This is a genomic window from Microbacterium yannicii PS01 (assembly GCF_000304335.1).
Taxonomy (GTDB): Bacteria; Actinomycetota; Actinomycetes; order Actinomycetales; family Microbacteriaceae; genus Microbacterium; species Microbacterium yannicii_A.
In genome coordinates this window covers 15,820-39,695 of sequence record NZ_CAJF01000026.1, presented here as the reverse complement: position 1 = coordinate 39,695, position 23,876 = coordinate 15,820, and the positions used below count along the sequence as shown (strand labels likewise).

26 protein-coding genes are annotated in these 23,876 nt (G+C 69.6%); 9 read left to right on the top strand and 17 right to left on the bottom strand.

Annotated elements, in window-relative coordinates:
- Positions 1–180 precede the first annotated feature (180 nt).
- Positions 181–558, top strand: a complete 378-nt coding sequence (locus WYM_RS14215; protein ID WP_019181516.1) for a YciI family protein — start codon at positions 181–183, stop codon at positions 556–558.
- Positions 559–605: 47 nt separating this feature from the next.
- Here WYM_RS14215 and purF read toward each other — a convergent pair whose 3' ends face one another.
- Together purF and purM are read right to left on the bottom strand one after the other, a co-directional pair.
- Positions 606–2,066, bottom strand: a complete 1,461-nt coding sequence (gene purF, locus WYM_RS14210) for an amidophosphoribosyltransferase (protein ID WP_019181515.1) — start codon at positions 2,064–2,066, stop codon at positions 606–608.
- A gap of 36 nt (positions 2,067–2,102) precedes the next feature.
- Positions 2,103–3,224, bottom strand: a complete 1,122-nt coding sequence (gene purM, locus WYM_RS14205; RefSeq protein WP_237739425.1) for a phosphoribosylformylglycinamidine cyclo-ligase — start codon at positions 3,222–3,224, stop codon at positions 2,103–2,105.
- A gap of 276 nt (positions 3,225–3,500) precedes the next feature.
- On the opposite strand from purM, the gene WYM_RS20340 reads away from it, so the two are divergent.
- Positions 3,501–4,112, top strand: coding sequence for a hypothetical protein (locus WYM_RS20340; RefSeq protein ID WP_040569384.1), 612 nt, complete (start codon positions 3,501–3,503; stop codon positions 4,110–4,112).
- 45 nt (positions 4,113–4,157) lie between these two features.
- On the opposite strand, the gene WYM_RS20335 is transcribed toward WYM_RS20340, so the two are convergent.
- A complete protein-coding gene (locus tag WYM_RS20335) occupies positions 4,158–4,511 on the bottom strand; it encodes a hypothetical protein (RefSeq protein ID WP_019181511.1) in 354 nt (117 codons plus the stop codon).
- Positions 4,512–4,562: 51 nt separating this feature from the next.
- A complete protein-coding gene (locus tag WYM_RS14185) occupies positions 4,563–4,931 on the bottom strand; it encodes a sterol carrier family protein (protein WP_019181510.1) in 369 nt (122 codons plus the stop codon).
- A 207-nt stretch (positions 4,932–5,138) separates the two neighbouring features.
- Between WYM_RS14185 and purD the strand changes: the two genes are divergently transcribed.
- Entirely contained in the window at positions 5,139–6,410 is a 1,272-nt protein-coding gene (gene purD, locus WYM_RS14180; protein WP_019181509.1) for a phosphoribosylamine--glycine ligase, read from the top strand.
- A 14-nt stretch (positions 6,411–6,424) separates the two neighbouring features.
- Here purD and WYM_RS14175 read toward each other — a convergent pair whose 3' ends face one another.
- Both WYM_RS14175 and WYM_RS21990 read right to left on the bottom strand, forming a co-directional pair.
- A complete protein-coding gene (locus WYM_RS14175) occupies positions 6,425–7,522 on the bottom strand; it encodes a fatty acid desaturase family protein (protein WP_019181508.1) in 1,098 nt (365 codons plus the stop codon).
- A gap of 129 nt (positions 7,523–7,651) precedes the next feature.
- Complete coding sequence (locus WYM_RS21990; RefSeq protein WP_019181507.1) at positions 7,652–7,810, bottom strand: hypothetical protein; 159 nt, start codon at positions 7,808–7,810, stop codon at positions 7,652–7,654.
- An 82-nt stretch (positions 7,811–7,892) separates the two neighbouring features.
- Here WYM_RS21990 and WYM_RS14165 point away from each other — a divergent pair, with 82 nt between their 5' ends.
- The gene (locus WYM_RS14165; RefSeq protein ID WP_019181506.1) at positions 7,893–8,237 is read left to right on the top strand and encodes a hypothetical protein; all 345 of its coding nucleotides are present in this window, start codon (positions 7,893–7,895) and stop codon (positions 8,235–8,237) included.
- Positions 8,238–8,267: 30 nt separating this feature from the next.
- Complete coding sequence (locus tag WYM_RS14160) at positions 8,268–9,248, top strand: phosphoribosylaminoimidazolesuccinocarboxamide synthase (RefSeq protein WP_019181505.1); 981 nt, start codon at positions 8,268–8,270, stop codon at positions 9,246–9,248.
- A 40-nt stretch (positions 9,249–9,288) separates the two neighbouring features.
- On the opposite strand, the gene WYM_RS14155 is transcribed toward WYM_RS14160, so the two are convergent.
- The 4 genes from WYM_RS14155 to WYM_RS14140 all read right to left on the bottom strand — a co-directional run bounded on the left by WYM_RS14155 (position 9,289) and on the right by WYM_RS14140 (position 12,988).
- Positions 9,289–10,038 (bottom strand): cytochrome c biogenesis CcdA family protein, encoded by a 750-nt coding sequence (locus tag WYM_RS14155; protein WP_019181504.1) that lies wholly within the window; start codon positions 10,036–10,038, stop codon positions 9,289–9,291.
- Entirely contained in the window at positions 10,038–10,574 is a 537-nt protein-coding gene (locus WYM_RS14150) for a thioredoxin family protein (RefSeq protein ID WP_019181503.1), read from the bottom strand. The genes WYM_RS14155 and WYM_RS14150 overlap by 1 nt, the downstream gene beginning before the upstream one ends.
- Before the next feature lie 84 nt (positions 10,575–10,658).
- The gene (locus WYM_RS14145; RefSeq protein WP_019181502.1) at positions 10,659–12,239 is read right to left on the bottom strand and encodes a hypothetical protein; all 1,581 of its coding nucleotides are present in this window, start codon (positions 12,237–12,239) and stop codon (positions 10,659–10,661) included.
- Positions 12,221–12,988, bottom strand: coding sequence for an ABC transporter ATP-binding protein (locus tag WYM_RS14140; RefSeq protein ID WP_019181501.1), 768 nt, complete (start codon positions 12,986–12,988; stop codon positions 12,221–12,223). The genes WYM_RS14145 and WYM_RS14140 overlap by 19 nt, the downstream gene beginning before the upstream one ends.
- Before the next feature lie 176 nt (positions 12,989–13,164).
- On the opposite strand from WYM_RS14140, the gene WYM_RS14135 reads away from it, so the two are divergent.
- Positions 13,165–14,496 (top strand): uracil-xanthine permease family protein, encoded by a 1,332-nt coding sequence (locus WYM_RS14135; protein WP_019181500.1) that lies wholly within the window; start codon positions 13,165–13,167, stop codon positions 14,494–14,496.
- A 7-nt stretch (positions 14,497–14,503) separates the two neighbouring features.
- Here the strand turns inward: WYM_RS14135 and WYM_RS14130 are convergent, their stop codons facing one another.
- The 5 genes from WYM_RS14130 to WYM_RS14110 all read right to left on the bottom strand — a co-directional run bounded on the left by WYM_RS14130 (position 14,504) and on the right by WYM_RS14110 (position 20,448).
- On the bottom strand, positions 14,504–15,517 hold the full coding sequence (locus tag WYM_RS14130; RefSeq protein WP_019181499.1) for a LacI family DNA-binding transcriptional regulator: 1,014 nt from the start codon (positions 15,515–15,517) through the stop codon (positions 14,504–14,506).
- 89 nt (positions 15,518–15,606) lie between these two features.
- On the bottom strand, positions 15,607–17,121 hold the full coding sequence (locus tag WYM_RS14125) for a glycoside hydrolase family 1 protein (RefSeq protein WP_019181498.1): 1,515 nt from the start codon (positions 17,119–17,121) through the stop codon (positions 15,607–15,609).
- 6 nt (positions 17,122–17,127) lie between these two features.
- Positions 17,128–18,045, bottom strand: coding sequence for a carbohydrate ABC transporter permease (locus WYM_RS14120; protein ID WP_019181497.1), 918 nt, complete (start codon positions 18,043–18,045; stop codon positions 17,128–17,130).
- Entirely contained in the window at positions 18,042–19,076 is a 1,035-nt protein-coding gene (locus WYM_RS14115) for an ABC transporter permease subunit (RefSeq protein WP_019181496.1), read from the bottom strand. Before WYM_RS14115 ends, WYM_RS14120 begins: the two co-directional genes overlap by 4 nt.
- Positions 19,077–19,173: 97 nt before the next feature.
- A complete protein-coding gene (locus WYM_RS14110; protein ID WP_019181495.1) occupies positions 19,174–20,448 on the bottom strand; it encodes an ABC transporter substrate-binding protein in 1,275 nt (424 codons plus the stop codon).
- A gap of 264 nt (positions 20,449–20,712) precedes the next feature.
- Between WYM_RS14110 and purS the strand changes: the two genes are divergently transcribed.
- Together purS and purQ are read left to right on the top strand one after the other, a co-directional pair.
- A complete protein-coding gene (purS, locus tag WYM_RS14105; RefSeq protein WP_019181494.1) occupies positions 20,713–20,961 on the top strand; it encodes a phosphoribosylformylglycinamidine synthase subunit PurS in 249 nt (82 codons plus the stop codon).
- Complete coding sequence (purQ, locus tag WYM_RS14100; RefSeq protein ID WP_019181493.1) at positions 20,958–21,665, top strand: phosphoribosylformylglycinamidine synthase subunit PurQ; 708 nt, start codon at positions 20,958–20,960, stop codon at positions 21,663–21,665. The genes purS and purQ overlap by 4 nt, the downstream gene beginning before the upstream one ends.
- Before the next feature lie 206 nt (positions 21,666–21,871).
- Here the strand turns inward: purQ and WYM_RS14095 are convergent, their stop codons facing one another.
- Entirely contained in the window at positions 21,872–22,303 is a 432-nt protein-coding gene (locus tag WYM_RS14095) for a DUF1761 domain-containing protein (protein WP_019181492.1), read from the bottom strand.
- Positions 22,304–22,365: 62 nt separating this feature from the next.
- On the opposite strand from WYM_RS14095, the gene WYM_RS14090 reads away from it, so the two are divergent.
- Complete coding sequence (locus tag WYM_RS14090) at positions 22,366–23,298, top strand: 2-hydroxyacid dehydrogenase (protein ID WP_019181491.1); 933 nt, start codon at positions 22,366–22,368, stop codon at positions 23,296–23,298.
- A 32-nt stretch (positions 23,299–23,330) separates the two neighbouring features.
- On the opposite strand, the gene WYM_RS14085 is transcribed toward WYM_RS14090, so the two are convergent.
- On the bottom strand, positions 23,331–23,849 hold the full coding sequence (locus tag WYM_RS14085) for an adenine phosphoribosyltransferase (RefSeq protein WP_019181490.1): 519 nt from the start codon (positions 23,847–23,849) through the stop codon (positions 23,331–23,333).
- Between the last annotated feature and the right edge of the window lie 27 nt (positions 23,850–23,876).

Below are 23,876 nucleotides of genomic sequence, written 5' to 3'. Positions count from 1 at the left end.
GGGTTTTGGGGAGGAGGGCGCGACCACGCTGCGACCCCGAGAAGACGGCAACCGCCACGCCGAACAGCCGGCAACCAGACCCCGACAGACATCTGATCAGTGAGCCATGTCGATTTCCGTCGCGCTCGTTCGACGCGTAGGTGAGGGCGACGCACAGCGCCCCGCGACGAGAGGATCATCATGACCCAGTACTTCCTGACCGTGCCGCACGACTCCGCGACCGAGCCGACGATGGAGTCGATGCAGGAGTTCGATGCTGCCGAGCTGGCAGCCGTCATGGCAGCGGTCGACGAATTCAACAGCGCCCTGAAGAATGCCGGTGCCCTTCTCTTCGCGGGCGGCCTGAACCCGCCGTCGACCGCCAAGACCGTCGACGTGACCTCGGGCGAGACCCGGGTGCTGGACGAGCCGTTCGTCGAGGCCCCGTCGTACGTCGGCGGGTTCTGGGTGATCGAGGCGGCCGATGAGGACGCGGCGGTCGCATGGGCGACCCAGGCTGCCGCCGCGCTGCAGTGCCGGATCGAGGTCCGCGCGCTTCAGGAGGAACCCGAGGCGTAGGAGATCGGAAACCGAGGGCAGGCCCGCATGGAGCCGACCCGAGAGCCTCAGCTCTCTTGCGAGCCCTCAACCCAGGCGAGGTACTCCTCGGTCACGGTGCCGGTGACGTACCGGCCGTCGAAGCAGCTCATGTCGAGGTCCTCGAGGTCCGAGCCCTCGATGATCGCGGCCTTGAGGTCTGCGACCTCCTGGTACACGACGAAGTCGGCGCCCAGCTCTTCGGCGATCTGCGGGATCGTCCGGTCGTGCGCGACGAGCTCGTGGCGCGAGGGCATGTTGATGCCGTACACGTGGGGGTAGCGGACGGGCGGCGCGGCGGAGGCGAACGTGACGCTCTTGGCCCCGGCATCCCGCGCCATCTGGATGATCTCTTTCGACGTCGTGCCGCGGACGATCGAGTCGTCGATGAGCAGCACGTTCTTGCCCTTGAACTCGGTCGACATCGCGTTGAGCTTCTGGCGCACGCTCTTCTTGCGCACGGCCTGGCCCGGCATGATGAACGTCCGGCCGACGTAGCGGTTCTTGTAGAAGCCCTCGCGGTACTCGACGCCGAGCTTGCGGGCGACCTGCATCGCGGCGGGACGCGCCGAGTCCGGGATCGGCATGACGACGTCGATCGCCTGCTTCGGCGTGTACTTGGCGATCGTGTCGGCGAGGCGGTCGCCCATGCGCAGTCGCGCCTCGTACACCGAGATGCCGTTCATGACCGAGTCGGGGCGGGCCAGGTACACGTACTCGAACGAGCACGGCACGAGCTTGGGGTCGGTCGCGCACTGCTGGGTGTGCAGGTTGCCCTCGAGGTCGATGAAGACCGCTTCGCCCGGGTCGACGTCGCGGACGACCTCGAACTCGCCGTTCTCGAGCACGAGCGATTCGCTTGTGACGACCCACTCGTAGTGGCCGTCGTCGTGTTTGCGCGTGCCGAGGATCAGGGGACGGATGCCGAACGGATCACGGAACGCGAGCAGCCCATAGCCCGCGATCAGGGCGATGGTGGCGTACGAGCCCTCGACCCGCTCGTGCACGCGGGTCACAGCCTGGAACACCTGCGCGGGATCGAGCTCGAGACCCGAGATCGACGACTGCAGCTCGTTCGCGAGGACGTTCACGAGCAGCTCGGTGTCGGACGTGGTGTTGAGGTGCCGGCGGTCCTTGTGGAACAGCTCTGCGGTGAGCTCGCGCGTGTTGGTGAGGTTGCCGTTGTGGACCAGGACGATGCCATAGGGCGCGTTCACATAGAACGGCTGCGCCTCCTCCTCGTTCGACGCCGTGCCCTTCGTGGCGTAGCGCACATGACCGAGGCCGAGGTTGCCGAGCAGAGCCCGCATGTCGCGCGTGCGGAACGCCTCGCGCACCTGCCCCTTGGCCTTCGCCATGTGCACCACGCCGTTGCGCTCAGCGGTCGAGATGCCGGTGGAGTCCTGACCGCGGTGCTGGAGGAGGAGGAGGGAGTCGTAGATCTCCTGGTTGACGGACCCGCGGCCCACCATCCCGACGATTCCGCACATGCGTGTCGCTGCCTTCGATTTCGTGAGGGACCGCGCTCAGCGAGCGGGCTGATCCGAGTACGTTCCGACGAGCCGGACCGCTCCGCCGTCGACGCCCTTGGCGCCCTGGGCCCACGCGTCCTGAGGCTCGGCCCGGCGCGCCGGCGCCGAGTCGAGAGGACGTCGGGAGTCCCCGTGGCCCGCGGCCCCGTCGGGCAGCGCGCCGCCCTGAACGACGCCGACCTGCCAGGTGGCGATGCCTTCGTGCTGCAGAGCGGATGCCGCGGCCTCCGCCTTCTCGGCGGCCACCACCGCGAGGAAGCCGACGCCGAGGTTCCAGGTGCCCTCGGTCGAGGTGAGGTCGAGGCCGCCGAGATCGGCCAGCACGCGGAACAAGGCGGGCGGCGACCACGTCGAGCGGTCGACCTCGACCCAGGCTCCCTGCGGAAGCACGCGAGCGAGGTTGGCGGCGATGCCGCCGCCCGTGACGTGGCTCAGCGCATGGACCCGGTCGCCGTGGTCGGCGATGAGCCGCAGCAGTGGCCGCGTGTACAGGCGGGTCGGCTCGAGCAGGGCCTCGCCCCACGTCGTGCCGTGCACACCCAGGTCGGCGGCTCGGTCGCCGTACTGGATGCCCGCGCCCGCCACGATGTGGCGGACGAGCGAGTAGCCGTTCGAGTGCAGGCCGGAGCTGGCGAGCGCGAGCACGACGTCGCCGGTCTGCACGCGCTCGGCGCCCAGCACCCGCGACGCCTCGACGACACCGGTCGCGGCGCCGGCCACGTCGTAGTCGTTGATTCCGAGAAGACCGGGGTGCTCCGCCGTCTCGCCGCCGACGAGTGCGGTGCCGGTCTCGGCGCAGCCGGCGGCGATGCCGCGCACGATGTCGGCGATGCGCTCGGGGAAGACCTTGCCGCAGGCGATGTAGTCGGTCATGAAGAGCGGCTTCGCACCGACTACGACGATGTCGTCGACGACCATTCCGACCAGGTCGAGCCCGATCGTGTCGTGCTTGTCGATGGCCTGCGCGATGGCGACCTTCGTGCCGACCCCGTCCGTGCTGGTCGCCAGAAGCGGCTTGTCGTAGGCCTTGAACTCCGACGCGTCGAAGAGCCCGGCGAAACCGCCGACGCCGCCCAGCACCTCGGGCCCGTGCGTCCGACGGACGGCCGACTTCATCAGCTCGACGGCGAGGTCGCCGGCTGCGGTGTCGACCCCGGCGGCGGCGTACGGGTTCACCGGCGCCTCAGATTGTGAAGGGGCGCCTGGGCGTGAGGGGGCATCGCGTTCGGAGGAGGCCACGGATACCAGCCTACCGGCGGCTGCACGAGCCGGATGCCGTGAGTCCGCCCTCCCGAGACGGCTGGGTCGGCACTGCTGCGGGACGCGGCGGCGGGGTGGAGTGCGGGCGGCATCCGCGGTCCCTGTGACCGACCCCCGAACTAGGATGGGACCATGGGCGGCGCTGGGGCTCCAGAGTGGCTGATCCGCGAAGACGCCGGTCAGCCGGTGCTTCTTGCCCTCTATCTGCGCCAGGTCCTCGGCATCCGCTCTCCGGAAGAGCTTCCGCATCTGCGAGGGATCCCGCCGCGGGCCAACGATCGCGAAGAGACCGCGCAGGCCCTGCTCGAGCGGCAGTGGCGCGAGTACTGGGCCATGACGGTCGAGCCGCAGGCCCACCCCTCTCTCGTGCCGCTCGAACTGGTCGACGGATTCGACACGCTCCTCGCCCTTCCCTCCGAGGGAGCCGATGAGCTCCGCGCCGCAGTAACGCCGTTCGGTTCGGAGGCGGTCGCCTTCGCCCAGTCGGCCAACGCGCGATACCGGCGCGACGCGTCGCATGGCACCGGCACCGCCTATCGCGCGTACGCGAGCGCGATCGCCGAATACGAGCGCCAGATCGGGCGCCGGGCTCACTCGTTCGAGCTCAACGTGCAGGTGCTCCCGCTGAGTCAGCGCGGCGTGTGGTGGATCGGATCCCTGACGATCGCCGTCACCGACGGGCTGCGGGGCGATGTCGCGGCCTTCGATGCCGCGATCCATCCGATCATCGCCGAGCTCGCCTGAGGCTCAACATCACGGACGCGCCGGAGGGGGCGCACTCGGCTGAGCTCAGTGGGCGCGGCCGTGCCCGTTGCTGCCCGGCTCGGGATCGACGTGCACCGACTCGTGGTCGACCGTGACCTGGCGCGTGTGCTGCCGGGAGCGGCGGTCGAAGATCAGCGCCACCACGCCGGCGAGCGCGAGGCCGATGGGGACGCAGACGAGAGTGAGGAAACCGAACACCTGGCCCTGCGAATACACGACGCCGGTGTTGGGACTGACCTCGGATGTGCCGTCGAACGCGAACGTCAGGATCAACGCGACGACGACCCCGAGCACGGCACCGGCGATGAGGAAGACCGAGATCTTCGGCGCGCGGCGCACCCGGAGGGACTCGATGTGATCCTGGCTGTGCTCGGGCATGTCTCCATTGTCCCACTCCCCGCCCCGATGCGCTCGGGAAGAGGTGGACTCTCAGGGCCGCAGCGGCAGCAGGTCCGAGATGTCGGCGCGCGTGCCCGAGGCGAGGATGCGGCCGGCGGACGCGGCATCCGTCCAGTGCTCGGCACCGGTCGCGAGCGCGATCCAGGTTGTGGGATCGGTCTCGACGATGTTCGGCGGCGTGCCCCGCGTGTGCCGCGGGCCTTCGACGACCTGTACCGCGCCGAACGGCGGAACCCGCACCTCGACCGAGTTGCCCGGCGCCTTCTCGGCCAGGAGCTGCAGCAGGTAGCGGACGGCGGTGGCGTGATCGGTGCGCGAGGGAGCGACGGATGCCTCGGCCGCCGCGCGCACCGCGCTGAGGGCCGCGCGGCCGTCGTCGGTCGAGATTCTGCGGGGCACCCTCCCACGGTACGCCGGGCCGCGCACAGTCGCGTCGCGCGGGGCGAAACGCGCCCGAGCGCAGGCCGCGGCGACCCGACGACGCGCGCATCCGCGGAATCTCGCGGGCGGCGACCACCGTTCACTCCGCGCAGCCTGCCGCCGGGACCGCATCACCCGCAGCCAGGCACGCCGGCCCGGGGACGTCACGCTGGGTAGGCTGGCCGGGTGAAGATCCTGGTCCTCGGCTCGGGCGCGCGTGAGCACGCCATCATCCTCGCCCTGCGTGCGGAGGAGGCGGACCACGAGATCTTCGCCGCTCCCGGCAACGCCGGCATCGCGCAGGATGCGCAGCTGGTCGCGGTCGACGCCGACGATCCGGCCGCGGTGACGAACTTCGCCAACGAGAATCACATCGACCTCGTCGTGATCGGTCCCGAGGCACCGCTCGTCGCGGGCGTCGCCGACGCGGTGCGCGAGCAGGGCGTCCCGGTGTTCGGACCGGGCAAGGCGGCCGCGCAGCTCGAGGGCTCGAAGGCGTTCGCGAAGCGGATCATGGGCGCCGCGGGCGTGCCGACCGGCCGTGCGGTCCGGGCCGCGAGCCGGCCGGAGGTCGAGGCGGCCTTCGATCAGCTCGGCGCTCCGTACGTGGTCAAGGCCGACGGCCTCGCCGCCGGCAAGGGCGTCATCGTCACCTCCGACCGCGACGCGGCGCTCGCTCACGCCGACGCGTACCTGCTGTCGGGCCCCGTGCTCGTCGAGGAGTTCCTCGACGGTCCCGAGGTGTCGCTCTTCTTCCTCAGCGACGGCGACCACGTCGTCGCGCTGAGCCCAGCCCAGGACTTCAAGCGCCTGCTCGACGGCGACGAGGGCCCCAACACCGGCGGCATGGGCGCCTACTCTCCCCTGCCTTGGCTGTCGGAGCGCTTCGGCGGCGAAGACGAGTTCGTCGACCTTGTCACGCGCGAGGTCGCCGAGCCGGTGATCCGCCGGCTGGATGCCGAGGGCACCCCCTTCATCGGGCTTCTGTACGCGGGGCTCATCCTCACCGACGCCGGCGTCAAGGTGATCGAGTTCAACGCCCGCTTCGGCGACCCCGAGACGCAGGTGGTGCTGCCGCGGCTCGTCGACCCGCTGTCCGAGCTGCTGCTGGCCGCGGCATCCGGAAATCTCGAAGACCGCCCGAAGCCGGCGTTCGCCGACGCCGTCGCCGTCACCGTCGTGCTGGCGAGCGAGGGCTACCCCGCGGCACCGGTGACCGGCCGCCCGCTCAGCGGGCTGCAGGCGGCCGAGGCCGTCGAGGGCGTGCACCTCGCACACGCGGCGACCGCCGAATCCGACGGCGGGCTCGTCGCGACCGGCGGACGCGTGCTCAACGTCGTCGGGCTCGGCACGACGTTCACCGAGGCCCGCGACCGGGTCTACCGCGCGGTGGCCCAGATCGGGCTCGAGGGCGGTCAGCACCGCACCGACATCGCCGCTCGCGTCGTCGAGGACTGAGCCCGAGCAGTCCCTCAGACCGCCTGACGGGCCTGCAGCATCGGGCACTCGAACGGGTCTCGCTCGCCGAGTCCGACCCGATTGATGTACCGCGTGACGATCCCGTACGACTCGCGAAGGCCCGTCTCGGTGTAACGGACGTCGTGTGCGGCGCAGTAGGCCCGGATCGTCGTCGATGCGGCTCTGAGATGCGGGCGCGGCATCGAGGGGAACAGGTGGTGCTCGATCTGGTAGTTCAGCCCGCCCATGACGACGTCGAGCACTCGGCCGCCGCGGATGTTGCGGCTCATCAGCACCTGCCGCCGCAGAAAGTCGAGCTTGGCGCGTGCGGGGACGAGCGGCATCCCCTTGTGGTTCGGCGCGAAGACCATGCCCATGTAGAAGCCGAACGCGCCGAGCTGCACTGCGAGGAAGACGGCGGCGATCCCCGGCGACAGCACGAGGAAGACCAGGGCGAGATACCCGACGATTCGAGTCGCGAGGAAGACGATCTCGACACCTCGACGCCGCAGCGGCGCCCGCGAGAAGACGCGGCGCACGCCTGAGGCGTGGAGCGAGAGCCCCTCGAGCAGCAGGATCGGGAAGAAGAACAGGCCCTGATGGGCCATGAGCCAGGCCAGCGCGCGGCCGTGCCTCCTGGCTCGCTGCTCGACCTGGTCGGGTGTGAACGACACCACGGGCAGCTCGATGTCGGGGTCGGACCCGACCTTGTTGGGGTTCGCGTGGTGGCGGGTGTGCTTGTGCTGCCACCACCCGTAGCTCATGCCGACGAGAAGGTTGCCCAGGACGAGCGAGGTCCAGTCGTTCCAGCGCCCCGAGATGAAGATCTGGCGGTGGGCGGCGTCATGGCCCAGCATCGCGATCTGCGTGAACACGACGGCCAGCGCGACGGCCGTGAACAGCTGCCACCACGTGTCGCCGACGACGACGAACGCGGCGAGCGCCGCGGCCAGGACGACGACAGAACCCGCCAGCTTGGTCCAGTAGTACCCGTAGCGGCGTCGCATCAGTCCGCTCGCACCGACGATCTTCGCCAGCTCGGTGAAGTCGTTGACGCCTCGATCGTTGCGCCGTGCGGTGGTTCGTTCGCCGCGGGAGAGTTGGTCAGTCATCGTCCCAGCCCCGATCTCTCGGTCGCATGAGGGTGCGATCCGACGATGCCGGGGTCCGGGACATCTCTTGCTGTGCTCAGGCTACGCCGCGCTGCCGCCTGGCGGGGAGGATACCGGCAAGCTCCCAGGTCAGGTCTGACGGCGGATGAAGCGCATCAGCCAGGCGATCACGGCGATGATGATGATCACCAGCCCGATCCACAGCAGGAACTTCACCGCTTCGACGAAGACGCCGAGCAGCAGCAGCACGATTCCGACGATGAGCAGGATGACAGCGAGTCCGGTCATGCCCTCATCGTGGCCCTCACCAGGAACCTTCGCCACTACTTGACAAGTGTGCGTGCCCCGCTTTCGCCCTACCCTGGACCCCATGACGGATGCCGCAGCCGCCGAACGGGCGCACGCGATCTTCGATCCGATCGCGGCCACGTATCTCGAACGCGACGGCGTCGACTTCGGGCCGATGTTCGGCAGTGAGGGCCTGCGCATCCGGGGCAAGGTCTTCGCGTTCGTCGGACACCTCGGCAGTCTCGTCGTCAAGGTGCCCGAAGCCCGCGCCGACGAGCTCGTGGCAGACGGCACGGCCGAGCGCATGGTGATCCGGAACCGGACCATGCGGGAGTGGCTCATTCTCGGTCCGGACCAGCCCGAGGTCTGGTCACCGCTCCTCGCCGAGGCCTTCGCCTACCTCGACGAGATCACACCCCGCGGCTGAGCCGGGCCGCGCGCCCGGGATAATGGGCGGGTGACGGTCGCATCCCCCTCTCCCGCCCCGCTCGACCTGCCCGGCTGGCGCCATGTGTACTCGGGCAAGGTGCGGGACCTGTACGTCCCGGCCGACCCCTCGACCGGCTCGGCGACCGCGAGACCCGAGCGGATGCTCGTCGTCGCGAGCGACCGGGTGAGCGCCTTCGACCACGTGCTCTCGCCGGGGATCCCGGGCAAGGGCGTGCTGCTGACCACCCTCAGCCTGTGGTGGTTCGACCAGCTCGCCGGCGCGGACGGCGGCCGCGGCATCCCGAATCATCTCGCCCCGTCCCACGTGCTCACGCCCGGCGACGACGGCGAGGCGAACACGGCCGACGATCTGAAGAACCTGATCCCGGATGCCGTCACCGGCCGGTCGATGGTCGTGAAGAGCCTCGACATGCAGCCGATCGAGTGCGTCGTGCGCGGCTTCATCACCGGTTCGGGCTGGGCCGAGTATCGCGAGAACGGGACGGTGTGCGGCATCGCGCTGCCCGCCGGGCTGTCGAACGGCGACCGACTGCCCGAGCCGATCTACACCCCCGCCTTCAAGGCGCCGATGGGCGAGCACGACGAGAACATCACGTTCGAGCGGTCGGAGGAAATCGTCGGGCCCGAGCGTGCGGAGGAGCTGCGGGCGCTGTCGCTCGAGATCTACGCCCGCGCCGCTCGCACGGCGGAATCCCGCGGCGTGATCCTCGCCGACACCAAGTTCGAGTTCGGGCTGGACGAGAACGGCGTCATGACCCTCGCCGACGAGGTGCTCACGAGCGACTCGTCGCGCTACTGGGACGCCGAGGCCTGGGCGGCGGGGACCACGCCGGAAGAGCGGATGGCGAGCTTCGACAAGCAGATCGTGCGCGACTGGCTCGCCGCGAATTGGGACAGGCAGGGCACTCCGCCCGAGCTTCCTGCCGACATCGTCGAGCGCACCGCCGCCCGCTACCGCGAGCTGCTCGACCGCCTCACCTCGGCCTGACCTGACCCGGCCCGACCCCGGCCTTCGTCGCCGCGAAAGCTCACCCGAGAAGCATGCGCTCCAGGTTCTCGATCGGTCCGTACCACCCCTGCTCGAGCACCCACGCCTGCAGCGCGCGGTCCCACCCGAGCGCCACCGCCAGCCCGACGAGAACGAGCAGAGCTCCGATCACGCGCCGGAACACGCCGTGCGGGTCGGCCAGCCAGCCGAGCCGGCGGATGAGTGCCGCCCCGGCGAGCGCGATGCCGAGCAGGGCCAGCGCGAGCCCCGCCGCATAGGCCGATATGTAGAGCACTCCCGCGGCGAAGGTGGCAGGCAGCACCGTCGCGACGATCAAGGCGTATGTGGGGCTGCAGCTGCTGAAGGCCGGGCCGAGCGCCGCGCCGAGCGCGACGTCACCGGCGAGTCCGCCGCGACGGTAGCCGCGATCGAGCAGCCGTCCGCCACCCGCCTGCCAGCCCGCGGCGACCGTCAGACGCTCCCAGAGCACCGGGAAGAGCATGGTCAGCCCGAGCAGCGCGACGATCGTCCCCGACGCGACCTGCCACACCCATGCCGGGACACCCAAGAGGGCGGTCGTCGCCTTGAGAAGAAGGGTGAACACGACGACCGACACGGCGAGGGATGCCGCGATGACGAGAGGACGGAACCACTGGCGCTCCGCTGCCTGGGTCGTCGCGCCCGCTCGCACCGCTGTGCCCCCGATGATCACCGGCAACAGCGGAAGGACGCAGGGAGCGAGCACCGTGAGCACGCCGGCCGCGAAAGAGACCAGCGTCAGCGCGAGCATCAGCCGAGGCCGAGTCCGGTGAGCGCCGAGTCGAGCGTGGGGTCGTCGTAGGCGACGAACGTCGCCACTCCGTCGCCGGCGTCGTCGAGTGCGACGACGGTCGTCTGGATGGTCACGCCGTAGCGCTGGCGCAGGTCCTGTCGCGAGTCGTAGTCGACCTTCAGCACCGTGACGCCGGAAGGAACACCCGTCGCGGCGATGTCCGCCTCGAGCGCCCGGCACTGCGGGCACCACGGCGCGTGGAAGAAGAGCACCCGCGTGCCCTCAGCGTCGGCGAGCGCAGCGTCGCTGAAGTCGACATATGCGCCGGGCGCGGCGTCAGCACCCGGTGCGGACCCCGGCGTCTCGGCGGGGCTCGTGGACTCAGGGCTCGAAGTCGCGGACGGCGTCGCGCCCGCTTCGGTCGGAGCGGCGACGGAGGATGAGGTCGGCGCGGCTGCCGGCTCCTGGCCGCCGATCGACAGGGCGACCGCGGCCGCCACTCCGGCCACGACGACCGCGCCCACCACGACGCCGACCAGCGTTGACCGCCTCATTCTCCTATCCTCCGCCCAGGGTGTCTCGAAGGAGGCGCGCACCTGTGACGATTCGGTGACGATCAGCCGGGCGGCGGCATCCGGTCAGGCGTTCTTCATCGCCTTGAGGCGCGACAGCAGCAGCGGCGCGCTGCGGTCGAGCATGCGGCCTCCCAGCAGGATGCCGCCGACGAACACCGCGCTGCCGAGCACGATCCCGACGAGCCCTGCGATCCCGCTGAGCATCGCACTGGCGGTGAAGAACCCGATGAGCCCGATGACCACGGCGGGCGCGGAGAGCACCAGCGCGACCAGCCAGATGCCCATGAACGCCAGGCCCTGCAGGAACGTCGTGCCGGGCACGCGCTTGAACGGGTTGTCGCCCGACCCGGCGACGGGAACGACGAGCTGCGCCGATGTCACCGCGCAGACCCCGTAGCAGGTGAGCAGGATCCCGACCGACATGCCGAGGATGCCGGGGAACTGAGTCCAGTCGCCGGAGAAGACGAACGGCAGCACGGCGGCGAGCAGCACCAGCGGCAGGGCGACCGCACCGGCGGCGAGCATGCGTCCGATGCGATCGGCGCGTCCGGACGCCCCGGTGATGAGCTGGGTGCCGAACGCCGTGCCGTCGTACGAGATGTCGGCGTAGACCACGATCCCGATGATCACCGCGATGATGGGGCCCGCGAACGACAGGGGCCCCCACGGGTCGCCGTTGCGCGCGTAGAACCACAGCAGCAGCGGAACGAGCGGAGCACCGATCAGCTGCCGGAGGTAGCGGGGGTCTTTCGTCCAGTAGGTGAGCGACCGCGCGAAGATCGCCCCGGCAGCTCCCGTCGGCACACGACCGAACCAGCCGAGCGCGCCCGGCTTGACCGCAGATCCGGCCGAGTTCTGATGCGGGCGCACGAGCGACCGCGCGAGCGACGAACGCCACACCAGCCAGAGGACGCCGAGCGTGGCCAGCGCGATGAGCAGCTTGGCACCCGCGGCGAGCAGGTCGCCGGACGCGGCATCCGCGGGAATGGCCCATGCGGCGCCGAGCGGGGTCCAGCCGAGGACGGCGAGCAGCGCGCGGACGCTGTCGATGTTGACCGCGAAGCCCGTCGCGAGCGCCGCGATGATCGGCCCGGCGAGGATGATCGGAATGAAGATGAGGATGCCCGACACCTCGCGGAAGCGGCGTCCGCTTCCCAGACCCGAGGCGAGCGCTGCCACGGCGCGCGACGCCACGACGGCGGTCAGCACCGCCAGCGGCGCGCTGAGCACCCATGCCGCGATCGCGGCCGGCCAGTGCGCCCAGGTCGCGATCGTCGCGAGGGTCGCGACGGACGTGATGATGCCGGGGATGCCGCAGACACCGGCGACCGTCAGCGCCACCATCATGCGCCCGAGGGTCATCGGGAAGACGACGAGCCGCTCCGGATCGAGCGTCGTGTCGACGCCGAACGCGAGCAGCGGGACGAGCGCCCACCCGAGCGTCACCATCGAGCCTGCGCCGATGATGATGTCGGAGGCCAGCTGCAGGTCGGCGAAGCCGAGGAAGACCAGCGCCGCGACGATTCCGGCGAGCACGCCCAGCCCGTACAGCGCGCCGAAGAGGAAGCCGATGAGCTGCCACGGGCTGCGGGCGAGCTGATTGCCCAGGACCCGGAAGCGCAGCCTCAGGAGCGTCGCAACCATTGCGGCCCTTCGGTGTGACGGCGGCCTCCGACCAGCTCCACGAAGCGGTCCTGCAGCGATTCGCCGCCGCGGACCTCGTCGACGGTTCCGGCGACGAGGAGCCGGCCCGCCGCGACGATCGCGACGTGGTCGCACATGCGCTGGACGAGGTCCATCGAGTGGCTCGAGACGATCACGGTGCCGCCGCTGCCGACATAGCTCGTCAGGATGTCCTGGATGTTGGCCGCCGACACCGGATCGACGGACTCGAACGGCTCGTCGAGCACGAGCAGCCGAGGAGCGTGGACCAGGGCGCACGCCAGCGCGATCTTCTTGGTCATGCCGGCCGAGTAGTCCACGACCATCGTGCCCGCGGCATCCGTCATGTCCATCAGCGCGAGCAGGTCGGCCGTCCGCTGCGCGATCTCGGCGTGGCTCACGCCGAAGAGAAGGCCGTTGTAGGTCACCAGCTGCTCGCCCGTCAGCCGGTCGAAGAGCTTCACTCCGTCGGCGAGGTTGCCGAGCATCGACTTGGCGGTCACCGGATCGCGCCACACATCCACCCCGTGCACGAGCGCCTGGCCCGCATCGGGTGCGAGGAGCCCCGTCGCCATCGACAGCGTCGTGGTCTTGCCGGCGCCGTTCGGACCGACCAGACCAAAGAACGAGCCGGTGGGCACCCGCAGGCTGAGATCCTCCACCGCGACCTTCTGCCCGAAGCGCTTGTGCAGTCCGCGCAGCTCGAGGGCCGCCGTGGTGTCGCCTCCCATCGGGGCGGGAAGGGCTGAATCGGTCACAATTCTCCGTCGCGTCGAACTCGAGTCGGCCGGCGAATGCCGGGAACCCCTCCAGACTCTCGGATGACGCTTGCCCGCGGCAACTCGGGACCTCGCCCTGCGCCCGCTATCGTGATCGTCGATCATCCTCTGAGCGCAAGGAAACGCACATGCCCCTGTGGACTCTGCACGGCAACGGCCGCACCGTCGAACCGGGCGCCGTGGTGCGCCCCGAAGAACGGCTCAGCTGGCCGGCGACCATCGCGATCGGCGCTCAGCACGTCATCGCCATGTTCGGTGCGACCTTCCTGGTTCCCGTCCTCACCGGCTTCCCGGTGCCGACGACGCTCCTGTTCTCGGGCGTCGGCACGCTGCTCTTCCTGCTCATCACGCGGAACAAGCTGCCCAGCTATCTCGGCTCGTCCTTCGCCTTCATCGCCCCCGTCACTGCCGCGACCGCCTCGCAGGGCATGGGCTCGGCGCTGGCCGGAATCGTCGCGGTCGGGGTCCTGCTCGCCGCCGTCGGATTCATCGTGCAGTTCGCCGGCCTCGGCTGGATCGATCGGCTCATGCCGCCCGTGGTGGCGGGCGCCATCGTGGCACTGATCGGGTTCAACCTGGCACCGGTCGCGTGGAGCAACTTCCAGGTGCAGCCGGGGATCGCCACCATCACGCTGGTCGCCGTGATCCTCTTCAGCGTGCTGTTCCGCGGCTTCCTCGGGCGCATCTCGATCTTCCTCGGCGTCATCGTCGGGTACATCGCGGCGCTGCTCTTTGGTCAGGTCGACTTCACTGCCGTGGACCAGGCGGCGTGGGTCGGTCTCCCCGAGTTCCAGATCGCGGACTTCGCCTCCCCCGGCACGTGGAGCGTCATCGCGATGTTCCTGCCGGTCGTGCTCGTGCTCATCGCCGAGAATGTCGGGCACGTCCGCGGCGTCGCCACGATGACCGACGCCTCTGTCAATCGGCACACCGGCCGCGCCCTCATCGCCGACGGCGCGGCGACGACGCTCGCCGGCACGTTCGGCGGCTCGGGCACCACGACGTACGGCGAGAACATCGGCGTCATGGCGGCCACCCGCGTGTACTCGACGGCGGCGTACTGGGTGGCGGGCGTCGTCGCGATCCTGCTCAGCCTGTCGCCGAAGGTCGGCGCCGTCTTCAACTCCATCCCCGCCGGCGTCCTGGGCGGCGTGACCACCGCGCTGTACGGACTCATCGGCATCATCGGCATCAAGATCTGGGTCGACAACCGGGTCGACTTCTCACGGCCCGTGAACCAGTACACCGGTGCCGTGGCCCTCGTGATCGCGATCGCCGGGTTCACGATGCAGTGGGGCGACTTCCAGCTCGGCGCCATCGTCATCGGCGCGGCCGCGGCGCTGCTGATCTATCACCTCGGCAATGCCGTGGCCCGCTGGCGCAAGACCGGTGCCGACGACGGCGGCCCCATCCCGGCTGTCGGACCGCTCGGCGGCGACCCTCTCGACGGCCCGCGGTAGCGGCAGGTCAGACCGATTCGCGGATGACGAGCTCGGTCTCGAGGATCGTCACGTGACGCGGGTGCCGGCCCGCGAGGAGATCGAGAAGAACCGTGGCCATGCGCTCCCCCTGCTGGAACGACGGCTGTCGCACGGTCGTCAGCGGGGGGACGACCGTCGTCGCCACGGGCGAGTCGTCGAATCCCATGATCGCGATGTCGTCGGGCACCCGCACACCGGCCGCCGTGAGCACCGCGAGCGCGCCGCGCGCCATGAGATCGCTCGCGACGAAGACCGCGTCGGGCCGCTCGTCCGACTGGAGGATGCGGCGCATCGCATCGGCGCCGCCGGCCGCGGTGAAGTCGCCGTCCTCGACGGCCAGCTCGGGCAGCCCCCAGGCGGTGATCGCGTCACGGTACCCCTGCAGCCGGTCGATGCCGGCGGGCATGTCGAGCGGCCCCGTGATGGTGGCGACACGTCGACGGCCGTTCTCGATGAGGTACACCGTCGCGTCGAACGCACCGCGCACGTTGTCGATGTCGACGTAGTAGTCGCGATCCCGCTCGCGCACCGGGCGGCCGCCGTAGACGACCGGCACGATGCTGGCGATGCGATCGATGAAGGTGTCGCTGGTGTGGTGCGACACGACGATCGCGCCGTCGACGGCCCCGCTGCGCACGTAGCTGGTGGTCTTGTCACCGGGATCGTCGCTCGCGATGAAGAGGTTCAGGACGTAGTCGGACTTGCTCAGCCGCGCGTTGATGCCTGACACGATGGCGGCGAAGAACGGGTCACCGAAGAAGCGCGTGGTGTCTTCGGGCACGATGAGGGCGATCGCGTGCGTCTTGTGGCTCGCGAGCGAGCGCGCCGCCCGGTTGGGCACGTAGTTCAGCTCCGATATCGCACGCTGAACGGCCTCGAGCGCTTCGGGACTGACGGCCGTCGAACCGTTGACGACCCGCGAGACGGTCGACCGTGAGACACCCGCGGCGGCCGCGACCTCCTCGATGGTGACGGACGCGCGAATCACATCGGTCGCCATGTCATGCCCCTCCTTCCCTCTGCGACGGCCGACGCTCTCACGTCGATCGTGCCCGGGCCCCGTGTGCGATGGTACGAGACCTCTCGACTCTAGGAAACCGGAACCGCGACGCTCACGCTCTCGGCGAGGGGCTCCAGCGCGCGGGCGCCGATGATGCGGCTGTACTCGCGGCCGCTGTCCTTCACGGTGCGGCGCTGCGTGTCGTAGTCGACCCGTACGATGCCGAAGCGCTTCTCGTAACCCCACGCCCACTCGAAGTTGTCGAGCAGCGACCAGTAGAAGTAGCCGCGCACGTCGACGCCGGCCTCGGCCGCGTCGAGGATCGCCCCGAGGTGCTCCCGCACGAAGTCGACGCGATCGACGTCATGCACGCGCGGCTCGCCGGCCTCCTCGACGAGCTCATCGTCGAAGGCGGCGCCGTTCTCGGTCACATAGAGCACCGTGCCGGCCGGCTGCGCGTACTCGTTCCACACGCGGGTCAGCAGGCGGGTGAGCCCCTCGGGCTGCACCTCCCAGTTCATCGGCGTGCGCGGCAGGCCGCGCTCATGCCAGAAGATGCCCTCGTGCGACGGGAACGCCGACGCGCCGGGCCGGTCCGTCGGGGCGTCGCCGGCCTTCGGCGGGTGCAGCGGCGCCCGGCCGCCCACGAGCTCGCCGTGGTAGTAGTTCACGCCGAGCGAGTCGAGCGGCGTCGAGATCGCCTCGAGATCACCCGGACGCACCGCGGACTCCCACGCGGCGACGGCCCCGGCATCCACCTTCCGGAAGTCCTCGACGATGTCGGACGGGTACGCGCCGCGGAAGATCGGGTCGAGGAACCACCGATTGAACTGGCCGTCGATGCGGCGCGCGGCGTCGGCGTCGGCCGGGTCGCTCGCGTCGACCGGATCGGCCACCGTGAGGTTCAGCGTGATCCCGAGCGTCAGCGACTCGTCGCGGGCGCGCAGCTCGCGCACCGTCTGCCCGTGGGCGAGCAGCAGGTGGTGCGACGCGAGGACGCCCTCTTCGACGCTGTAGTGACCGGGGGCGTGCAGCCCCGCGGTGTAGCTGAGGAACGACGAGCACCACGGCTCGTTGAGCGTGGTCCACACGTTCACCCGGTCGCCCAGCGCCTGGTGCATGTCGAGGGCGTACTCGGTGAACTTCTCGGCGGTGTCGCGGTTCGTCCAGCCGCCTCGCTCCTGCAGCGCCTGCGGCAGGTCCCAGTGGTAGAGCGTGAGCCACGGCAGGATGCCGGCATCGAGCAGTTCGTCGACGAGGCGCTTGTAGAAGTCCACGCCCTGCGCGTTCACCGCGCCGCCGTCGGGGCGCACGCGCGACCACGACGTCGAGAAGCGGTAGGTCTGCAGCCCCATGTCCTTCATGAGCGCGACGTCATCGCGATAGCGGTGGTAGTGGTCGCACGCGACGTCGCCGTTGTCGGCGTTGATCACGGCACCGGGCTCGCGGCAGAACGCGTCCCAGATCGAGTCGCGGCGGCCGTCCTCGTGGGCCGCGCCTTCGATCTGGAAGGCGGCGGTGGCCGCGCCGAACAGGAAGTTCGAGGGGAACGAGCGCGAGGCGGTCGTCATGACGGCGGAGTCCTCTCGGGATGCGATGGTCATGGGGAGTCAGCCCTTCACGGCGCCGGCCATGATGCCGCTGACGAGCTGCTTGCCGGCGAAGGCGAAGAGCAGAAGGAGCGGGATCGTCGCGAGGAGCACGCCGGCGAGGACGATGGAGTAGTCGACGAAGTAGTTCGCCTGCAGGAGCGAGAGCGCGACGGGGAGCGTGGGGCTCTGGCGATCCAGGACGATGAAGGGCCAGAAGAACTGGTTCCAGGCGCCGACGAACGTGAACAGGAACAGCATGGCCGCCGCGGGTCGCGCAGCGACGACGCCGACCGTCCAGAAGGTGCGGAGCATCGACGCGCCGTCCACGCGCGCCGCCTCGATGAGCTCGTCGGGCACGGTCTGGCTGAGGTACTGGGTCATCCAGAACACCCCGAAGGCACTGGTGAGCGCCGGCACGATGACGGCGCCGATCGTTCCGGTCCAGCCGAGGTCGGCGAACAGGATGTACAGGGGCACGACGCCGAGCTGCATCGGCACCGCCATGGTCGCGACGACGAAGGCGAGCAGCCACTTGCCGCCGCGGAACCGCAGCTTCGCGAAGGCCCACCCGGCGAGCGTCGAGAAGACGACGACGGATGCCGCGATCACGGTCGAGCTGAAGATGGAGTTCCACAGCGCGAGCCAGAAGTTGACCGCCGGGTCGTTCATCACTGAGAGCGCGTTGGCGATGAAGTTGCCGCCCGGGAACCACGACATGTTCGGATCGTTGATCGTCGCGGAGGTGCCCGAGCCGATCAGGAACGACCAGTAATAGGGAAAGATCGCGGACGCCGCCACGACGCCCAACCCGATGTAGACCCACACGCTGGCGCGGATGCCGCGGATCTTGGTGGTCTTCTCCGCACGACGGCGCCGGCGGTCGTTGGGCAGATTCTCTTCGATGATCGCAAGAGGCGGGGTGCTGACAGCACTCATGACTGGACTCCCTTCCGTCGGCGGCGCGGTCTGACGACGCCGCGACCGCCGTCGTCGCGCACCAGTCGCCGGGTGATGAGCAGATTGAGCAGGCCGATGGCCAAAATGATGATGAAGAGGATCCACGCGAGGGCAGCCGCGCGCCCGAAGTTGAACTGGCCCCAGCCGATGTTGTAGAGGTACAGCGTGATCGTGAGCCACTGCTGGGCGGCTCCGCCTTCGCCGGTGTTGTCGAACATCCGCGGCTCGTCGAAGATCTGAAGGCCGCCGATCGTGGCGGTGATGACGACGAAGATGAGGGTCGGCCGCAGCGACGGCAGCGTGATGCTCAGGAACTGGCGGAACGGACCCGCCCCGTCGACGGTCGCCGCTTCGTAGTACTCGCGCGGGACGGCCTGCATCGCCGCGAGGAGGATGAGGGCGTTGTACCCGGTCCAGCGGAAGTTGACCATCGTCGCGATCGCGACGTGGCTCCAGAACGGATCCTTGTGCCACGGGATCGGGTTCAGGCCGAGGTCGGCGAGGATGCCGTTCACGAGGCCGTGGTTGTCGCCGAACATGTTGCTGAAGATGAGCGCGACGGCGACCGGCGCCATCACGTACGGCAGCAGGACGCTCATGCGCCAGAACGTCTTGGCGCGGATGTTCCGGTCGAGCATCGCGGCGATGAAGACGGCGAGGACCAGCTGGGGGATCGTCGAGAGCAGGAAGATGCTGAACGTGTTCCGCAGGGCGGTCCAGAACTTGGGGTCGTTCAGGATCCAGATGTACTGCTCGAACCCGACGAAGGTGCCCGCGTTGCGCACCAGGTCCCACTCCTGGAACGAGATGGCGGCCGTGAAGACGATCGGGAAGAGCCCCACGATCGCGAAGAGGATGAAGAACGGAGCGATGTAGACGTAGGGCGAGTACTTGAAGTCCCACCGGGTCAGCTTGTTGCGGAACGACAGGCCGCCCTTCGGCTGCTCCTGTCGGAGATTGCGCGGGGCGGGGGACGTCGTCGTCCTCGCGCGCGTTTCGGTCGCGGTCACGTGAGTCTCCGTATCGTCGGTCTCAGGGCGTAGGGGGAAGGTCCGTCGGACGGAAGTGCGGGCCGCGCCGCGTGGCGCGGCCCGCACTGTCAGGTCGTCAGAAGGCCTCGACCTCTGCGACGTACGTGTTCCACGAGGTCGCCTGGTCCTCGGTGCCGTCGAAGACCCGGTTCACCGCGTTCTGAAGAGCGTCGTGGTACTTGTAGTAGTCCTTGCTCTTGTAGGGCAGGACCGTCACGGCCTCGGCGCGGTCCGCGCCGATCTCACCGGTCGGCGCGTCGTTGAAGTACGCGTTGGTGTAGTCGGTCAGATCGGCGTTGGTGTACGCCTCGGTCTGGCTCGGGAAGGCGCCCACGTTCACGAACGCCTCGACCTGCTGCTCGGGCGCCGACAGCCAGTCGGCGAGCTTCTGGGCCTCTTCGACGTTCTTGCCGTTGGCGGGAACCGTCAGGTACGAGCCGCCCCAGTTGCCGCCGCCGCCCGGGAAGGTGTTGGCGATCTTCCAGCCGGTGACCTCGGGGGCGTAGCCCGCGATGATCCCCTGCATCCAGCCGGGGCACAGGACGGTGGCGAACTCGTCGCCCTGGAACGCTGCGATCCAGTCGTCGCCCCACTGCGCGGAGTAGGCCGAGTTCGGAACGGCGCGCTCGACGACGGAGGTGTAGGCCGCCTCGATCTCGGGGTTGCTCGTCGCGATCACCTTGCCGTCGGGCTCGTCGTAGGTGTACTCCATCTGGTTGACGATGCCCTGCAGGACCGAGTTGGCCGAGTCGATCATCGCCTTGCCGGTGGCCGCCTTGTACTGGTCGGCGACGCTGAAGTAGTTGTCCCAGTCGCCGTCGAAGAGCGCCTCGACGTCGGCCGGCTCGCTCGGCAGGCCGGCCGCCTCGAAGAGGTCGGAGCGGTAGCAGATGGCCTGCGGGCCGATGTCGGTGCCGTAGCCGATCAGGTTGCCGTCGGGGTCGGTCGCCGCGGCTTCCTTCCAGTCGATCCAGCGGCCCTTCAGGTCGTCCGGCACCGGGGCGAGCATGTCGGAGTACTGCATGGCCTCGGCCAGCCAGTCGACCTCGACTGCCTCGATGTCGGCGAGGCCCTCTTTGCCGAGCTTCTGGAAGAAGTTCTTCCGGGCGTCGCCGGACTCGGCCGCCTTGTTGTGGACGATGGTGACGCCCGGGTTCTCATCCTCGTACTGCTGAAGGAACTCGTCGGTGTAGCCGAAGTTGTTGAAGGTGGCGATCGTCAGCGTGATCTCACCGTCTTCTCCGCCGCCGGCGTTCTCTCCACCGCCGCCGGCACAGCCGGCGAGGACGAGGGCCGTGGCCGAGAAGGCTGCGACGGCCACGGCGCTTCTGCGGAAGGCGCGTGTGTTCACTGTCACTCCTTTGTGTTGTCAGGGTCGTATGTGTTGCAGGATCGGTCGAGCTCGATTGCCGGACCTGGTGCCCGTGGGAGCGGTCCCACCGGATGTGACCACAGGCTATGGGATCGCTCCCAAGAAAGTCAAGGGAGCGCTCCCATGAATCCATCACGGTTGCATCACGGCCCTCGATGAGCAGGTTCGGAGCCACGGGGAGAAGGGGATGCTGCGGCCCGTAGACTGGAGAGGACCCCTGCCCGCGACATCCGGAGCTGTCTGATGCCCACCATCGTCGTCGACGTCATGCCCAAGGCCGAGCTGCTGGACCCGCAGGGGAAGGCCGTCACCGGCGCTCTCTCGCGCCTCGGCGTCGAGGCGTTCTCGTCCGTCCGCATCGGCAAGCGCTTCGAGCTCACCGTCGACGGCGAGGTGAACGACGAGGTGCTGGCTGCGGCCCGCAAGGTCGCCGACGAGATCCTGTCGAACGCGGTGATCGAAGACGTCGTCGGCGTCGAGGTGGTCGAATGACCGCGCGCATCGGCGTCATCACCTTCCCGGGCTCGCTCGACGACCGGGACGCGCAGCGAGCCATCCGGGTCGCCGGCGGCGAGCCGGTCGCGCTGTGGCACGGCTCGCACGACCTCGACGGCGTCGACGCGCTCGTGCTTCCCGGCGGCTTCAGCTACGGCGACTACCTGCGCGCCGGCGCGATCGCCGCGCTCGCCCCGATCATGCGCGAGGTCACGGACGCGGCCGCCAAGGGCATGCCGATCCTCGGCATCTGCAACGGATTCCAGATGCTCGTCGAGGCGCACCTGCTGCCGGGCGGGCTGATCCGCAACGCGCACCAGCAGTTCATCCGCCGCGACCAGCGCCTGCGCGTCGAGAACAACGACACCGCATGGACCAGCGACTTCGCCGCCGCGCAGGAGATCGTGATCCCGCTGAAGAACGCCGACGGCGGCTACATCGCCTCGGAGTCCGAGCTCGACCGGCTCGAGGGAGAAGGCCTCGTCACCTTCCGGTACGTCGGCGTGAACCCGAACGGATCGCTGCGCGACATCGCCGGGATCACGAACGAGCGCGGGAACGTGGTCGGACTCATGCCCCACCCCGAGCACGCCGTCGAGCCCGGCTTCGGCCCGAACACCTCGGCTGCGATGCGCTCGGGCGTGGACGGCCTCCCGTTCTTCACCTCGGCCATCGCCGCGGTGGTAGGCGCCGCCGCCTGACTGTCCGGTAGACGCTCACTCCTGCGAGCACCGGTCGCTGAGCCCGCCGAAGCGCCCCGAGCACCTGCGCCGAGCACCGGTCGCTGAGCCTGTCGAAGCGCCCCGAGCACCTGCGCCGACCACCGGTCGCTGAGCCTGTCGAAGCGCCCTTCGACAGGCTCAGGGACCAAAGCCTCGGGGACTGGACGGCCTAGCCGCGCGGCCGCTCAGACGGTCCCGGCGGGCGGCCACACGCCGATGATGAGCCCCATGATCACCAGCGTCACCAGTTCGTGAGCGATGTTCATGACGGTCAGGGCCGTCGGCCGTCCCTCGAACGCGTCGTGCGTGATGAATCGGGCCGCAGTGAACCCGGCCCACAGGATCACCGCGGTCGCCAGCGCGGCCCACAGGTAGCTGCCGCCGTAGAAGTGCCACGCGATCGAGCCGGCGCCGGCGAGCACCCAGGCCGTGATGAAGCTGACGATGAGGGTGACGACGATCGGCACCACCGCGCTCGCGCCGGGCCGATCCATGTCGACCTTCGCGAGCTTCGCCCAGCGGGTGCCGAACACCTTCGGGGTGTACCAGATGGAGCCGACCACCATGCTCGATGCCGTGGCCAGCAGAACCGCCCAATAGTTGATCTCGGGAACCATGACGACCTCCTTGCTCCGGATGACCGAACTCTAGCCCTGCGGGCGCCGGTAGCGTGGGAAGTGTGAGCACCGGCATCCCGAATCTCGTCGTTTCCGTCCCCACCGACCAGCTGGCAGCCGACCTGGGCGAACTCCCGCAGGGTGTGGAGGTCGTCGTCTGGCCGATGGACGGTCCCGCGCCGCGTGACGCGTTCGACATGGTGGTGCCGCCGTACATGTCGATGGCGAAGGTGCTCGACCGCCTCGACGGTGTGGCTGTCCGGTTGGTCCAGGGTCAGTCGATCGGCTACGACGGCATCGCCGACATCCTTCCCGAGGGTCTCGCGTTCGCCAACGCCTCGTCGGTGCACGAGACCTCGACCGCCGAGCTCGCGGTCGGCCTGACGATCGCCGCCCAGCGCCACATCGACGACTTCGCCGTCGACACCGCGGCCGGCCGCTGGGCACCGGTGTTCGCCGACAGCCTCGCCGACCGGCGGGTCATGCTGCTCGGATACGGCGGCGTGGGCAAGGCCATCGCCGCACGGCTCGCCGGCTTCGAGGTCGAGATCACGGCGGTGGCCTCCCGCGCCCGCGATGAGGACGGGATGACGGTGCACGGCGTCGACGAGCTGCCCTCGCTTCTTCCCGCCACCGACATCGTGGTCCTGAGCCTGCCCGGAGGCGACAGCACGCGGCACATCGTCGACGACGGCTTCCTCTCCGCGCTGCCGGACGGCGCGCTCATCGTGAACGTCGGCCGCGGCACCCTCGTCGACACCGACGCGCTGGTGGAGCACGTGCGCCGCGGCCGGATCCGGGCGGCGCTGGACGTCACCAATCCCGAGCCGCTCCCCGAGGGGCACGCCCTCTGGGGACTTCCCGGTGTGCTGATCGCGCCGCACGTCGGCGGCGCGTCGAGTGCCATGCGGCCCCGCATCGCCAAGCTCGTGCGGTCGCAGATCGAGCGGCTGGCGGCCGGCGAGCCGCCGATCAACGTCGTGCTCGGCGGCTGAGCCGCCGGCCGAAGTACCGGGTCCCCGGGGGCTCAGGCTGTGAAGACGGCGTGCACGTCGCCCACGACGGCGCGGCCGTCCAGGGCCGAGAGCTCCATGAGCACCGCGGTGCCGACGACCGTGCCGCCGAGGATGCTCACGAGCTCGCGGGCGGCCACGAGCGTGCCCCCGGTGGCGAGCACGTCATCGACCAGCAGCACGCGCATGCCGCTCTTGATGTCGTCGTGCGCCTCGATCGTCGCGGTGCCGTACTCGAGGGCGTAGTCGACGGATGCCGCGGGCCGGGGCAGCTTGCCGGCCTTGCGGATGGGCACCAGGCCGGCGCCGGCCTCCATCGCGGCCGCGCCGGCGAGCAGGAACCCGCGCGCCTCCACTCCGGCCACAACATCGAAGTCGCCGTCGAACGGGGCGATCAGCGCATGGATCACCGTGCGCAGGGCCGAGGCATCCGCCAGCAGTGGCGTGATGTCGCGGAACATCACGCCGGGCTCGGGATAGTCGGGGATGGTCCGGATGAGGGATTCGGCGCGTGTGAGGGCTTCGGACGGCACGCACTCACCCTACGTCCGACGCGGTGT

Coding starts and splice junctions, on each gene's coding strand:
- WYM_RS20340 (WP_040569384.1), top strand. CDS start 3,501: ATGGGCGGCGCTGGGGCTCCAGAGTGGCTGATCCGCGAAGACGCCGGT.
- WYM_RS14175 (WP_019181508.1), bottom strand. CDS start 7,522: ATGACTGACCAACTCTCCCGCGGCGAACGAACCACCGCACGGCGCAAC.
- purQ (WP_019181493.1), top strand. CDS start 20,958: ATGACCGCGCGCATCGGCGTCATCACCTTCCCGGGCTCGCTCGACGAC.
- WYM_RS14150 (WP_019181503.1), bottom strand. CDS start 10,574: ATGAGGCGGTCAACGCTGGTCGGCGTCGTGGTGGGCGCGGTCGTCGTG.
- WYM_RS14135 (WP_019181500.1), top strand. CDS start 13,165: ATGCCCCTGTGGACTCTGCACGGCAACGGCCGCACCGTCGAACCGGGC.
- WYM_RS14165 (WP_019181506.1), top strand. CDS start 7,893: ATGACGGATGCCGCAGCCGCCGAACGGGCGCACGCGATCTTCGATCCG.
- WYM_RS14120 (WP_019181497.1), bottom strand. CDS start 18,045: ATGAGTGCTGTCAGCACCCCGCCTCTTGCGATCATCGAAGAGAATCTG.
- WYM_RS14130 (WP_019181499.1), bottom strand. CDS start 15,517: ATGGCGACCGATGTGATTCGCGCGTCCGTCACCATCGAGGAGGTCGCG.
- WYM_RS14140 (WP_019181501.1), bottom strand. CDS start 12,988: ATGGGAGGCGACACCACGGCGGCCCTCGAGCTGCGCGGACTGCACAAG.
- purF (WP_019181515.1), bottom strand. CDS start 2,066: ATGTGCGGAATCGTCGGGATGGTGGGCCGCGGGTCCGTCAACCAGGAG.
- WYM_RS21990 (WP_019181507.1), bottom strand. CDS start 7,810: ATGACCGGACTCGCTGTCATCCTGCTCATCGTCGGAATCGTGCTGCTG.
- WYM_RS14155 (WP_019181504.1), bottom strand. CDS start 10,038: ATGCTCGCGCTGACGCTGGTCTCTTTCGCGGCCGGCGTGCTCACGGTG.
- purS (WP_019181494.1), top strand. CDS start 20,713: ATGCCCACCATCGTCGTCGACGTCATGCCCAAGGCCGAGCTGCTGGAC.
- WYM_RS14125 (WP_019181498.1), bottom strand. CDS start 17,121: ATGACCATCGCATCCCGAGAGGACTCCGCCGTCATGACGACCGCCTCG.
- purM (WP_237739425.1), bottom strand. CDS start 3,224: ATGAAGTCGGCCGTCCGTCGGACGCACGGGCCCGAGGTGCTGGGCGGC.
- WYM_RS14215 (WP_019181516.1), top strand. CDS start 181: ATGACCCAGTACTTCCTGACCGTGCCGCACGACTCCGCGACCGAGCCG.
- WYM_RS14145 (WP_019181502.1), bottom strand. CDS start 12,239: ATGGTTGCGACGCTCCTGAGGCTGCGCTTCCGGGTCCTGGGCAATCAG.
- WYM_RS20335 (WP_019181511.1), bottom strand. CDS start 4,511: ATGCCCGAGCACAGCCAGGATCACATCGAGTCCCTCCGGGTGCGCCGC.
- WYM_RS14095 (WP_019181492.1), bottom strand. CDS start 22,303: ATGGTTCCCGAGATCAACTATTGGGCGGTTCTGCTGGCCACGGCATCG.